This is a genomic window from Devosia sp. BK (assembly GCF_032907385.1).
GTDB lineage: Bacteria > Pseudomonadota > Alphaproteobacteria > Rhizobiales > Devosiaceae > Devosia.
Genome location: NZ_JAIMBX010000001.1, coordinates 841370 through 854340 on the forward strand (window position 1 = coordinate 841370; position 12971 = coordinate 854340).

The window sequence follows — 12971 nt, forward strand, 5'->3', positions numbered from 1 at the left end:
TCATGGCCACGACGCCGCTCGGCGAAGACAACTACCCCGATCCGTTGGTTTCTGCTGCCAAGGGCGGTGCCGGTCTCTGGCGCGTCGCGGCGCTGGGGCTTGTTCTGGTCGGCGCCGCGGTTGCCTTTGCGCTCTTTGGTGAGCGCGTCCCGGCCGAAGTGGTCATGACTTTTGTGGGGCTGCTGGCCGTCGCCGGAGTCTTCTTCCTCTTTGGCTTGGCTGCCGGGCTGTTCCGCTTCGCGGCGTCCGAAGAGCGCCGGACGATCGCCCGAGCTGTGGTCGATACGGCTGCACGCGGGATCGTCGTGGCCGATCGCGATGGCAAGATCGCCTACGTGAATTCGCACTATGGCAATTTTAACGGTGCCCTGACCAATGGCGTGCCCGTCAGCCTGCCGCGCCTTTTCGCCGGCCAGGCCGATGCTGGCGAGGCCATTTACCGGCTCACCCGCGCCGCCAAAGATGGCCGTAATGCCATCGAGGATTTGCGCATCGTCGGCGGCCTTGGTGGGTCGCAGACTGAGAGCGCCAGGGCCTTCTGGTATCGCATTTCCGTTCGGCCGCTGCCGGCCACCGATGAGACTACCAAACCCATGGTGGTATGGACCGTCGAAGACATCACGCGCGACCGCGAAAGCAACGAAACCGCTTTCCTCGATCTCCAGCGCGCCATCGATTATCTCGATCATTCCCCGGCCGGCTTCTTCTCTGCCGATGCTCAGGGCCGCATCCAATACCTCAATTCGACGCTCGCCGATTGGCTGGGCTATGACCTTGCCGAGTTCAACGCCGGCCATTTGAGCCTTGGCGATGTGGTCCGTGGCGATGGCGCGACACTGTTGATGCGCGGCCGCCGGGATGGCGAAATCCACACCGAGATCATCGATATCGACCTCGTGCGCCGCAATGGCACCGCCTTGCCGGTTCGCATGTTGCATCGCGCTGCGCGTCTCGCCGATGGCGAATTGGGCGAAACGCGGACCCTCGTCCTCGATCGCTCCAGCGCCCCCGAAAGCGAAGAAGAACTCCGCGCCGCCGAAGTCCGCTTCTCCCGCTTCTTCAACGACACGCCTTTCGCTATTGCCACCCTCGATGGCCAAGGCCGCATTGTGCGAACCAACGCTCCATTTGGGCGCATCTTCCGCTGGTCGGGCGAGGAAAAAAGCCTGGAACTGCAGCCTCTACACGACCTCATCGGTGAAGGCAGCCGCGACAAGCTCATGCGCGCGCTGTCCGACGCCACGGCACAGCGCAGTGAAGTCGAACCCGTCGACGCGCAGTTGAGCGTCGAGGGCGAGCATGCCGTCAGGCTCTATATCTCCGCGTCCGAAGTCAGTGCCGGCTCGCCTGAGCAGATCAACGTCTACGCGCTCGACATGACTGACCAGCGCAAGCTCGAAGCCCAATTTGCCCAGAGCCAGAAGATGCAGGCGGTCGGCCAGCTCGCGGGCGGCGTCGCGCATGATTTCAACAATCTGCTCACCGCAATCATCGGCTTCTCCGACCTCCTGCTGCTCAAGCACAAGCCGGGTGATCCATCGTTCAGCGAACTCATGCAGATCAAGCAGAATGCCAATCGCGCTGCCGGTCTTACTCGTCAGCTACTCGCCTTCTCGCGCCGCCAGACTTTGCGCCCGCAAGTGCTCGAACTGCCGCTGATCGTCGATGACCTCACCGTGCTTTTGAAGCGCATGATCGGCGAGAAGAACAATCTGACGGTCGAGCATGGCCGTAATATCTGGCCAGTCCGCGCCGACGTGGTGCAGCTCGAACAGGTCATCATCAATCTCGTCGTCAATGCACGAGACGCCATGCCCGATGGCGGCTCGATCACAGTCCGCACCAACAACATCACCGAAGACGAAGCCCGCGATCTCAAGTTCGATGGCATGGCCGCCGCCGACTATGTCCTTATCGACGTCCAGGACACGGGCACCGGCATGAGCCCCGAAGTCATGGCGAAAATCTTCGAGCCTTTCTTCACCACCAAGGAATTGGGCAAGGGCACGGGCCTCGGCCTCTCGACGGTCTACGGCATCGTCAAGCAGACCGAAGGCTTCATCTATCCCGTCTCGGTTGTCGGCGTCGGCACGACCTTCAAGATTTTCCTCCCGCGCTACGTCCCGACCGCAGAAGAGACCGCGGCCAAAGTCGCTATCGCCACCGCGCCAGCCAAGGACCTTACCGGCCACGAACGCATTCTTCTCGTCGAAGACGAAGAAAGCGTTCGCGCCTTCTCAGCTCGCGCGTTGCGCACCACGGGTTATGAAGTCTTCGAAGCCGATGGTGGCGAAGAGGCGCTCGAAGTGCTCGAAGACCTCGACTACAAGGTCGACCTAATCATTTCCGACGTCGTCATGCCGGAAATGGATGGGCCGACCATGCTCAAGGTCATCCGCGAAAAGATGACGAACCTGAAAATCATCTTTGTGTCCGGCTATGCCGAGGAAAGCGTCCGCCGAGACATCGAGGACGATCAAAGCGTCGACTTCCTGCCAAAACCCTATTCGCTCGACCAGATCAATTCCAAGGTCAAGGAAGTGCTCCGGCGCCAGGACAAGACTGACGGCTAGGGCAGGGCACAACATCGCCCTGCCACCTCAGTTCGGAGCTTTCATGAACCACCAAAACCGCATCGAAGGCCCGAGCGAATACAACGTTCTCGGCGAAGCGCTGCAGCCGTGCTCCGACGATCCGCTAACGGGCTTCTTCCGCACCGGCTATTGCGCGGCCGGCCCGGAAAACGCAGCCGTGCATCTTGTCTGCATCGAAGCCACAGCCGAGTTCCTCGCCTATTCCAAATCCGTCGGCAACGACCTTTCGACGCCACGCCCTGAATTCGGTTTCACTGGCATCGTTCCCGGCAACCGCTGGTGCCTCGTCGCCGCCCGCTGGCTGCAGGCCCACGAGGCAGGCAAAGCCCCACGCATTCACCTCCGCGCCACCAACCGCAAGGTTCTCGACCTCGTTCCGCTCGATATTCTAAAGCGTTACGCAATCGACCTGAACTGACGCATCAACTTCAGTCGTGTGTCCGTAACTCGTCGTAAGAGACCATCACGTGCTCGCGGAAAGCCTGCCGCTGCGTTAGTTGGTGATAATAGCGCTAGATATTGGGCCAGTTTGGTCGCGGAATATCGATGTCGAAAAAGCGGTAGAGCACGTGTCCAAACTGGATATCGGCGAGCGTAAAATCGCCGCCCGCCAAAAATGCATGCCGCGCCAACTGCGCCTCGGCAATCGCGAGGACCGCATGCAGCTTTTCCAACGCCGCTGCAATCGCCACGGGATCACGCCGTGACGGCGGCGTCCGCACCACGCTCCAAAACACCGGACCTGTAAAAGCCAGCGTCACATTGATCTTGGCCCACTCTGCCCACTGATCCACCGGCGCCCGCAATGTCTTATCGCTCGGCCAAAAGGGGCATCGCCGTAACGCCCTGCGAGATAGCGCCGTATGGCACCCGTTTCCCAGATGGGCTGATTGAGCCCATCCTGCAGAACCGGCACCGTCCCATTCGGGTTCATCGCCAAAAATTCCGGCGTATCATTGCCGCCGAAGCGATGCCCGACATCGTAGCGCTCGTAGGGCAGCCCGAGTTCGCCGATGCACCACATCAGTGCTTGCACATTAGACGACGTCTTGCGCCCCCAGACTGTCAGCGTGTGATGGCTCAAGCTGTCCCGCCCGGTATCGGCGTGCCCTCGGCCAGCAGACCCTTCTCGGCCAGCGCGGTCCACAGCGCATCTGGAATCTCTGCAGCCCACCAATCAAGAATGCCATCCAGCTCCTCGGGAGAGCGAGGACCCGGCAGCACATTGCACACGGCCGGATGGGTCAGCGGAAACTGCAGCGCCGCCGCGGGCAGTGGCACGCCGAACTCGCGACACACGGCCTCGATCGCGCGCACCTTTGTGACGATTGCTTCCGGCGCGCGCTCATAATTGAACTTGTCGCCGCCAACCAGAATGCCGGAATTGAACGGTCCGCCGACGACGACTGACGCCTTGCGCGCGATACAGGTCGAGAGGAATGGCTCCAGCGAAGTCTGTTCCAGGAGCGTATAGCGCCCAGCCAGCAGGAACACGTCCCAATCTCCAAGGGCAAAGGCGTCCATCAACACCGGCCACTCGTTAACCCCGAGCCCAATCGCCTTGATCACTCCGCTATCGCGCAGCTCGCGCAGCGCCTTGTATCCGCCGCCCGCCAATTGCGCCCAGAGGGGTTTGTTGCCCTCAACCCCATGCGTCGCCGCGCCGATATCGTGGACATAGACGATGTCAACCCGGTCGAGCCCCAGCCTCTGTAGGCTATCTTCGAACGAGCGCATGACGCCATCGTAGCTATAATCATACTGCTGATCGAAGGGTAGGGGATCGACCCAATTGCCCTTGTCCTGCCGTTCCGGCGAAACCGGCTTGAGCAACCGCCCGACCTTGGTCGACACCACAGGCCGCACCGCTGCTTCGCGCAGCACGTCGCCGACGAGATGCTCCGATCGCCCCAGGCCATATTGGGGCGCGGTATCGACATAGGTGATGCCCCTGTCGAGCGCATGTTGCACCGTGGCACGGCCCTGGTCTGCCGGCACGCGCGAGAAAATCCCGGCCAGCGAGGCGCAGCCAAGCCCCAGTGTCGTCACCTCGAGCGCCGTCTCGCCCACGCGCCGCGTGTCGAACCTGCTGGTCACTATAAACCTCCCTTAACTCCCTTCAAAACAACTGACATGTTAGTTGCGGCGAGTAAAGTGCAGCCCCCTCAGACAAACAAAAAGGGCCCCTCGCTTTTCAGCGAGAGGCCCGATGTCAGTCTTGCGAGACGCTCAGTAGAGCCCGCTGATCAGCACTGGCTTTTCCTGCTCGAGACGCACCGGATTGCGCAACGGCAAGCCGAACTGGCTCTCCTCGATTTCGAAGATGTCGTTTTCCTTGGTCGAGATGCCATCCGCAAAGCTCAGCGTCGCCGTCCCGAACATATGGACATGCACATCGCCTGGCTCACGGAAGAGGCCATATTTGAAGTGGTGATATTCGAGGTTGGCGATGGTGTGGCTCATATTGTCCTCGCCGGAGAGGAACGGCTTTTCCCAGAGCACTTCGCCGTCGCGACGGATGCGCGACATCCCTTCGATATGATTGGGCAGATCGCCGACCCGCAATTCCGGGCCAAAAGAGCAGGCGCGCAGTTTGGAATGCGCCAGATAGAGATAGTTGATCCGCTCGGTCACGTGGTCGGAAAATTCGTTGGCCAATGCAAAGCCGAGGCGGCGTGGCTGACCATTGGCATCGATCAGGTAAATGCCGGCGATCTCCGGCTCTTCGCCTGCGTCGAGCGCAAAGGACGGCGAGGGGATGGGATGGCCTGGATTGGAAACGATATGGCCATTGCCCTTATAGAACCATTCAGGCTGCACACCCTTTTCGCCGCCAGTTGGCTTGCCGTTTTCCAGCCCCATGCGGAACATTTTCATGCTGTCGGTCAATTCGCCCGCCGGCTTTTCACCATTGCTCTTGTGCATGGCGTCGCGCGTTGCGGCCGATCCGAGATGGGTCAGGCCAGTACCAGTTACATGCATATGCGTCGCGTCGGGGTGATCGATAGGAGCCAGCAACCGGCCCTCGGCCAAAAGGGCGGCCTTATCTACAGTGACACCAAGACCACGCGCATCGATCGCGGCCGATAGACCGCCAAGGCCCGCCAGGGCTGCCTGAGCCAGTTCATAGACACTGCTGACGCCCTCGACCTTGCGAGTCGCTCCGTCGCGCGTCACGCCCACGGCGCGGGTGCCATTGTCATCGAAATACTGGATAAGGTGCATGACTTTCCTTGCCTCCTGGGGCCTTCGGCAGCTTGGCAGGCATAAAGCGCAACCAGTCGCAGCCTGTCTAGTCAAAAATCATACTTTTGAGACTCGCGGTCCCAATCATCCGTAGAATCATCACACGAGGTCGCATCGGTCAATCTAAATGTTCTCTTTTTGTGCCTTGACAGTACCGAAACATAATGAGAACAAATACAGCACGATTTGTGGACATTGATCTCTCGACCCAGCGCGTTGCGTGGTCCTCGAGAGCGTGAAATAAGGAGAGAAATCATGGCTAGCTCGCCGCTTCGCGTTGTTGAGGGTGGATCGATGGATAAGGACAAGGCTCTTGCGGCAGCGCTGAGCCAGATCGAGCGGAATTTCGGCAAGGGCTCGATCATGCGCCTGGGCGAAAATTCCGCAATCGAAGTGGAATCGATCTCGACCGGCTCGCTCGGTCTCGATATCGCGCTTGGTATTGGCGGATTGCCCAAGGGCCGTATCGTCGAAATCTTCGGGCCGGAAAGCTCGGGCAAGACGACGCTGGCTTTGCATGTCATTGCCGAAGCGCAGCGCAAAGGGGGCATCTGCGCCTTTGTCGACGCGGAACATGCGCTCGATCCGGTCTATGCGCGTAAGCTCGGCGTCAATGTCGATGACCTGTTGATTTCCCAGCCGGATGCCGGCGAACAGGCGCTCGAAATCACCGACACGCTGGTCCGGTCCGGTGCTATCGACGTTCTCGTCGTCGACTCGGTTGCAGCGCTCACCCCGCGCGCCGAACTCGAAGGCGAAATGGGTGATGCGCTTCCAGGCCTTCAGGCCCGCCTGATGAGCCAGGCCATGCGCAAGCTGACCTCGTCTATTTCGAAGTCCAAGTGCCTCGTCATCTTCATCAATCAGATCCGCATGAAGATCGGCGTGATGTACGGCTCGCCCGAAACGACCACGGGCGGCAATGCGCTGAAATTCTATGCTTCGGTTCGTCTCGATATCCGCCGCATCGGCGCGCTCAAGGATCGCGAAGAGATCGTTGGCAACCAGACCCGCGTCAAGGTGGTCAAGAACAAGCTTGCTCCGCCGTTCCGTCAGGTCGAATTCGACATCATGTATGGCGAAGGCATTTCCAAGACTGGCGAATTGCTCGATCTCGGCGTCAAGTCCGGCATCGTCGACAAATCTGGTGCCTGGTTCTCCTGGGATAGCCAGCGCCTGGGGCAAGGCCGTGAAAACGCCCGTCAGTTCCTCAAGGATAATCCTGAGATTGCCAACACGATCGAGCAGGGCGTCCGCGAGAGTTCGGGCCTCCTTGGCGAAGTCTTGCTCGTGGCCGGTGGCGAGGAAGACGCCGGCGACGAATAAAGCCTCCACAAAAATCCCATGCATACTTTTCGACCCTCGCCATCGGCGGGGGTCTTTTTCTAGGGTGAGTTGTAATTGGCAGTTGGTCCGATGCTGCTCTTCTCCTTGTGGAGAGGAAACAAGTGCTGAGGTATCGGCATCAGCCACCCCAACCTTCTCCCATCCCAATATCGCCGCAATGCTGGACATTTCCGTCATTCGCACGATAGAAAGCCACGTTTCTTTCTGGACGCGCCCGCGTTCTGTTCGTCATGAAAGCCTGTTGATGACCAGCGTAAACGATCTCCGCTCGAGCTTTGTCGATTACTTCGCCCGCAATGGCCACGAAGCCGTCGCCTCGAGCCCGCTCGTGCCGCGCAATGATCCGACGCTGATGTTCACCAATGCCGGCATGGTGCAGTTCAAGAATGTCTTCACGGGTCTTGAAAAGCGCCCCTATTCGACGGCGACGACGGCCCAGAAATGCGTGCGTGCCGGCGGCAAGCATAACGACCTCGACAATGTCGGCTTCACCGCGCGCCACCACACCTTCTTTGAAATGCTGGGCAATTTCTCGTTCGGCGACTATTTCAAACCGCAAGCGATCGAGCTCGCCTGGAACCTTCTCACCAAGGACTGGGGCCTTTCGCGCGACAAGCTGATGGTCACTGTCTATCAGGACGATGACGAAGCGCTCGAACTCTGGAAGAAGATCGCAGGCCTATCCGAAGACCGCATCGTGCGCCTCGGCGCCAAGTCGAATTTCTGGCAGATGGGCGATACCGGTCCCTGCGGTCCGTGCTCGGAAATCTTCTATGACCATGGTGACAAGGTCTGGGGCGGCCCTCCGGGCTCGCCGGATGAAGATGGCGATCGCTGGATCGAAATCTGGAACCTCGTCTTCATGCAGTTCGAACAGCATGCCGATGGGTCGCGCACCGGCCTGCCGCGTCCGTCCATCGACACCGGCATGGGTCTCGAACGTGTTGCTGCAGTCATGCAGGGCGTTCACGACAATTACGACATCGATCTCTTCAAGGCGCTGATCTCGGCCGCCGCCAATGCCACCAATGCCGACGTCGATGGTCCGGGCAATCGGAGCCTCCGCGTCATCGCCGATCACCTCCGCTCGATGAGCTTCCTCATTGCCGAAGGCGTGCTGCCGTCCAATGAAGGCCGCGGCTATGTCCTCCGCCGCATCATGCGCCGCGCCATGCGTCACGCAACCCTTCTGGGCGCGAGCGAACCGACGATCTACAAGCTTGTCCCCGCGCTCGTTCGGGAAATGGGCCAGGCCTATCCCGAACTTAGCCGCGGCGAAGCCATGATCGCCGAGACCGTCCGCCTCGAAGAAGGCCGCTTCCTCAAGACGCTTGGCCGTGGCCTGCAGATTCTTGAATCGGAAACATCCGGTCTCGGCGAAGGTGATGTGCTCAACGGCGCCGCCGCCTTCAAGCTCTATGATACCTATGGTTTCCCGCTCGATTTGACGCAGGACGCCCTGCGTTCGCGCAATATCACGGTCGATCAGGCAGGGTTCGACGCTGCCATGGCCCAGCAAAAGGCTGAAGCCCGCAAGAACTGGGCTGGCTCGGGTGAAGCGGCCACCGATACCGTCTGGTATGGTCTTGCCGACAAGCTCGGACCGACAGAATTCCTCGGCTACGAAACCGAGACGGCCGAAGGCGAGATCAAGGCATTGCTGGTCGATGGCGCAGAAGTCGCCGAGATCGCTGCCGGTCAGGACGGCGTCGTCATCGTCAACCAGACCCCATTCTATGGCGAGAGCGGCGGCCAGGTCGGCGACTCCGGCGTCATCAAGGGCGAAGGCTTTGCTGCCGACGTTCTCGATACCGGCAAGCACCATGGCGTCTTCAGCCACAAGGTGAAGGTCACCGAAGGCACCCTCAAGGTCGGTCAGGCTGTCGAGCTCGTCGTCGATCACGAGCGGCGCTCCTCGATCCGCTCCAACCATTCGGCCACCCACCTGCTGCACGAAGCCCTGCGCCTCGTGCTCGGCGACCACGTCGCGCAAAAGGGTTCGATGGTGTCCTCCGATCGCCTGCGCTTCGACTTTGTCCATACAAAGCCGATGACCCCGCAGGAAATCGCCGAGGTCGAGGATATCGCCAATACGATCATCCTTCAGAATACGGCGGTCGAAACGCGGCTGATGGGCGTCGATGAAGCCAAGGAATCGGGCGCGCGCGCGCTCTTCGGCGAGAAGTATGGCGATGAAGTCCGCGTCGTCTCCATGGGCGAGCCGACCGGCAATGGCCTTGGCTGGTCTGTCGAACTCTGCGGCGGCACCCATGTGCGTCGCACCGGCGATATCGGCCTCGTTTCGGTTGTCACCGAGACCGCGTCTGCCGCAGGCGTCCGCCGCATCGAGGCCCTCACCGGCAAGGCCGCCCGGCATCGCGGCAATACAAATGTCAACATCGTCTCGTCGGCTGCCAGCCTCCTCCGCTCCGGCACGCATGAAGTGCTCGAGCGCATCGAAGCCCTGCAAAACCAGATCAAGAGCGCGGAAAAGGCCCTGAGCGACGCGCGCCAGAAGCTGGCGCTCGGCGGCAGCGGCGAAGGCGGCAGTGCCACTGAAACCGTCAATGGTGTCACTTTCGTCGGCCGCGTTGTCGAAGGCGTCGCCGCCAAGGATATCAAGACGGTCGTCGACGCTGAAAAGAAGCGCATCGGCTCCGGCGTCGTTGTCATCGTTCTCAAGGGCGAAGACGGCAAGGGCACCGTGGCCATCGGCGTGACGGAAGACCTCACCGGCAAATATGCCGCCGGCACTCTGATCAAGTCGGCGACTGCCGCGCTGGGCGGGCAGGGTGGTGGTGGCCGTCCGGACATGGCCCAGGGTGGCGGTCCAGATGCCTCCAAGGCCGACGACGCCGTCGCCGCTATTCGCGCCCTGATCTGATCGAACGGCAGCCTTAAACACAAAACCCCGCGCCATCGGTGCGGGGTTTGTCGTTTCTAGAACCAATTCGCCGCTGAGGACGCGTCGATGGTAACGGACTGCTACCGGATCACTCCCCAATCCGGAAGAAGAACACTCGCGGCTTCCAGCGGATCGGTCGCTTCTCGCTGAGCACATTCATCAACCCCGCTCCGACCACGATCAGCATCCCGACGACCGCAATCCAGTCCGGATATTCACCGAAGAAAAGTGCGCCGAACAGGATCGCCCAGATCAGCTGACTGTACTGAACCGGTGCGATCAGGTTGGCAGGCGTTTGCTTGCTCGCCTGAATGAGCAGCAGCGCACCGACACCACCGAGTAGACCAATGCCCAAAAGGATCGCCATCTGCTCCAGATTGGGGACCACGAAAGTCGGTATCATCATGAAGCCATTGAAAATTCCGGAATAGAGCACTTGGAGCCCGACAAGGCTGACGCGTCTCTCTTTAGGCGCTACGTGGCGGAGCACGGTGGTCGTGACCGCGGCCAGAACGGCAGCCACCATCATCACGTAATGGCCCATTTCAAGTTCGCGAAGACCCGGACGGATAACCAGGACAACGCCGAGGAAACTGAGGAGCAGGAGCAGCCAACGCGGCACGGAAACATGCTCGTGGAGAAGCACTACCGACAGCAGGGTCACGAACAAAGGTGTTGTAAAACCAATGGCATAGACGTCGGCAAAGGCAATGTGGGTAAAGGCATACATGACGCAAGCCGTGGCCGAGATCGCCGTTGCGCAGCGCAGGTGCACAAGCCAGGGATGCTGCAACTTATAGATGTCGCGCCAGCGCTCGCCGCGCTTTGTCAGCCAAGCGGGAATGATCGAAAAGCTGGTGGTGAAAAACGCGATTTCGAACACCGACAGGCCGGATCCCGTCGCTTTGATCAGCGCATCACCGATGGAATAACTGGCATAGGCCAAAAAGGCCAGAATGACGCCGACGGGCATCTCAACTACCTGACAAATCGGGGTTTGGACTCGTGAGCGAGCAATCTACCATACTAAGCTTGTTCTTCGCGGTCACGCTCTTCTAGTCCGCCTTAACTCGGGATAATCTGGCTCCGCCATTCATCCCGGCTTCAGCCGCGCAATGGCTTGGTTGGAGCATGGCGGACCGGTGACCGGCCGCTTCTGGAGGGCATTCCATGACTATGTTCAAGCGAGCCATGCTTGGCGCGATAGCCGCGCTGGGCCTGGCTTTTCCGGCCTTATCGGCGGAGCGCGCCATCATCGTGCTCGATGGATCCGGTTCCATGTGGGCGCAGATCGATGGCAAGGCGCGGATCACCATTGCGCGTGAAACGCTGGCGTCAGTTTTAGCGGATCTGCCGGACGATCTCGAACTCGGTTTCATGACCTATGGGCATCGCAAGAAGGGCGATTGCGGCGATATCGAAATGCTGGTCGAGCCAGCCGTCGGCACGGGAGCGGCGATCGCCAAAGCGGCGGATAGCATCAATCCCAAGGGGATGACGCCGATTTCCGACGCAGTAAAACTTGCGGCGGAAGACCTGCGCTACACCGAGGAAAAGGCCACGGTCATCCTCATTACCGATGGGCTCGAAACCTGCGAGGTCGATCCGTGCCAGCTTGCAAGCGAACTTGAAAAGCAGGGCGTCGATTTTACCACCCATGTCCTGGGCTTTGGTCTCTCCGATGAAGAAGGCCAGCAGGTGGCTTGTCTCGCGGAAAATACGGGCGGCCAATATCTTTCTGCCGCCGATGGTGCGGGCCTTGTCGACGCGTTGACAAAGACCGTCGCGCAAGTGGTACAGGCCGAGCCGAAACCAGAGCCCGAACCAGCCCCGAAACCTGAACCGGCGCCTAAGGTCGAATACAACTTTGCGCCGACCGCGTCGCTGTCCGAAGGTGGACCGGATATCGAGGACGGTGGTCCGCTTAATCTGACCTGGCAGTGGTTCAAAGTGAACCCCGACGGCACCAAGGGCGAATGGATAGACACCGACTATTACGCCCGCTTTAAAGGGACGCTGGACCCCGGCAATTACATCGTCACGGTCAAATATGGTTATGCAACTGCCGAACAGCCGGTGACAATCGTTGCAGACAAGGTCAACGACACTCATTTCATCCTCAACGCAGCCGTCTTCAAGCTGCACCCGAAGTCGAGCGAGGGTGCCGAGGTGAATGAAAATGCCTCGATCGGAATTCGCCACAACGGCGAAAATGTCACGACGCAATATGGCGACAAGATCCTGGTTCTGCCCGCCGGAAAGCTCGACTTCGACGTGACGATCGGAGAGGCCACAGTGACTCGGTCGTACACGGTAAAGGCAGGCGAAACGGTCGATGAGGACGTTATCGTTGGTACGGGTCTCGTCTTCTTCAAGGCGGAGTACGCGCCTGGCGTGAAGGTCGAAGATAACGACCTCTACATGGAAATCTTCGATGCCAAGGTGGCGCTTGATGGCACGCGGAATTCGATAGCTTATGGCTACGATGGCGAGCAGGATTTCGAGCTGGCGCCGGGCGACTACGTCATGGACTATAAGCTCGACGGCACGACGGGCCAGATACCGTTCAGTGTCGCGACCGGAGAGCGGACGGATGTTCCGGTTGTGCTCGACGCAGGCGTGCTGGCGGTGACGACACCGAGCGACGATTATGTCGAATTCCGCAGCCCCACCAAGGACATCGCGGGCAATATTACATCGTTCGACTATGGCTATGGGCCGAACGTGCAAACCACTCTCAAAGCGGGCGACTACATCGTGTTTTCAGAAAAGGGCGATGTCGAAAGCGAAACGCCGGTGACCATCAAGGCGGGCGAGCGGTTCGAGTTGACCATCACGCCGCCGAAAGCCGGGGGGAAGAAAAAGTAGGGCTGTACCCC

The 12971-nt window shown here is 60.0% G+C and carries 10 protein-coding genes; 5 read left to right on the forward strand and 5 right to left on the reverse strand.

Annotated elements, in window-relative coordinates:
- The first annotated feature begins 2 nt into the window (after nucleotides 1–2).
- Nucleotides 3–2573, forward strand: a complete 2571-nt coding sequence (gene cckA / locus DevBK_RS04025; RefSeq protein WP_317184537.1) for a cell cycle histidine kinase CckA — start codon at nucleotides 3–5, stop codon at nucleotides 2571–2573.
- Nucleotides 2574–2616: 43 nt separating this feature from the next.
- Complete coding sequence (locus DevBK_RS04030; RefSeq protein ID WP_317184538.1) at nucleotides 2617–3012, forward strand: DUF2237 domain-containing protein; 396 nt, start codon at nucleotides 2617–2619, stop codon at nucleotides 3010–3012.
- 94 nt (nucleotides 3013–3106) lie between these two features.
- Here DevBK_RS04030 and DevBK_RS04035 read toward each other — a convergent pair whose 3' ends face one another.
- The 4 genes from DevBK_RS04035 to araD1 form a co-directional block, all read right to left on the reverse strand.
- A complete protein-coding gene (locus tag DevBK_RS04035) occupies nucleotides 3107–3388 on the reverse strand; it encodes a glutathione S-transferase C-terminal domain-containing protein (RefSeq protein WP_317184539.1) in 282 nt (93 codons plus the stop codon).
- Complete coding sequence (locus DevBK_RS04040) at nucleotides 3352–3618, reverse strand: glutathione S-transferase N-terminal domain-containing protein (protein WP_317185587.1); 267 nt, start codon at nucleotides 3616–3618, stop codon at nucleotides 3352–3354. Before DevBK_RS04040 ends, DevBK_RS04035 begins: the two co-directional genes overlap by 37 nt.
- Before the next feature lie 56 nt (nucleotides 3619–3674).
- Nucleotides 3675–4691 carry an aldo/keto reductase gene (locus DevBK_RS04045; protein ID WP_317184540.1) on the reverse strand — a complete coding sequence of 339 codons (1017 nt, stop codon included), beginning with the start codon at nucleotides 4689–4691 and terminating at the stop codon, nucleotides 3675–3677.
- Between the two features lie 132 nt (nucleotides 4692–4823).
- Nucleotides 4824–5819: an AraD1 family protein gene (araD1, locus tag DevBK_RS04050; RefSeq protein WP_317184541.1), complete on the reverse strand. Its 996-nt coding sequence runs from the start codon at nucleotides 5817–5819 to the stop codon at nucleotides 4824–4826.
- 276 nt (nucleotides 5820–6095) lie between these two features.
- On the opposite strand from araD1, the gene recA reads away from it, so the two are divergent.
- Both recA and alaS read left to right on the forward strand, forming a co-directional pair.
- Nucleotides 6096–7166 carry a recombinase RecA gene (recA, locus tag DevBK_RS04055; protein WP_061911241.1) on the forward strand — a complete coding sequence of 357 codons (1071 nt, stop codon included), beginning with the start codon at nucleotides 6096–6098 and terminating at the stop codon, nucleotides 7164–7166.
- Between the two features lie 265 nt (nucleotides 7167–7431).
- A complete protein-coding gene (gene alaS, locus DevBK_RS04060) occupies nucleotides 7432–10071 on the forward strand; it encodes an alanine--tRNA ligase (RefSeq protein ID WP_317184542.1) in 2640 nt (879 codons plus the stop codon).
- Between the two features lie 109 nt (nucleotides 10072–10180).
- Here the strand turns inward: alaS and DevBK_RS04065 are convergent, their stop codons facing one another.
- Nucleotides 10181–11065, reverse strand: coding sequence for a DMT family transporter (locus DevBK_RS04065; protein ID WP_317184543.1), 885 nt, complete (start codon nucleotides 11063–11065; stop codon nucleotides 10181–10183).
- A gap of 197 nt (nucleotides 11066–11262) precedes the next feature.
- Between DevBK_RS04065 and DevBK_RS04070 the strand changes: the two genes are divergently transcribed.
- Nucleotides 11263–12960 (forward strand): VWA domain-containing protein, encoded by a 1698-nt coding sequence (locus tag DevBK_RS04070; RefSeq protein ID WP_317184544.1) that lies wholly within the window; start codon nucleotides 11263–11265, stop codon nucleotides 12958–12960.
- Nucleotides 12961–12971 lie beyond the last annotated feature (11 nt).

Excerpts from the sequence above, each read along its gene's own strand:
- cckA (WP_317184537.1), top strand. The coding sequence starts at position 3 with ATGGCCACGACGCCGCTCGGCGAAGACAACTACCCCGATCCGTTGGTT.
- DevBK_RS04030 (WP_317184538.1), top strand. The coding sequence starts at position 2,617 with ATGAACCACCAAAACCGCATCGAAGGCCCGAGCGAATACAACGTTCTC.
- recA (WP_061911241.1), top strand. The coding sequence starts at position 6,096 with ATGGCTAGCTCGCCGCTTCGCGTTGTTGAGGGTGGATCGATGGATAAG.
- DevBK_RS04070 (WP_317184544.1), top strand. The coding sequence starts at position 11,263 with ATGACTATGTTCAAGCGAGCCATGCTTGGCGCGATAGCCGCGCTGGGC.
- DevBK_RS04040 (WP_317185587.1), bottom strand. The coding sequence starts at position 3,618 with ATGTGGTGCATCGGCGAACTCGGGCTGCCCTACGAGCGCTACGATGTC.
- araD1 (WP_317184541.1), bottom strand. The coding sequence starts at position 5,819 with ATGCACCTTATCCAGTATTTCGATGACAATGGCACCCGCGCCGTGGGC.
- DevBK_RS04065 (WP_317184543.1), bottom strand. The coding sequence starts at position 11,065 with ATGCCCGTCGGCGTCATTCTGGCCTTTTTGGCCTATGCCAGTTATTCC.
- alaS (WP_317184542.1), top strand. The coding sequence starts at position 7,432 with ATGACCAGCGTAAACGATCTCCGCTCGAGCTTTGTCGATTACTTCGCC.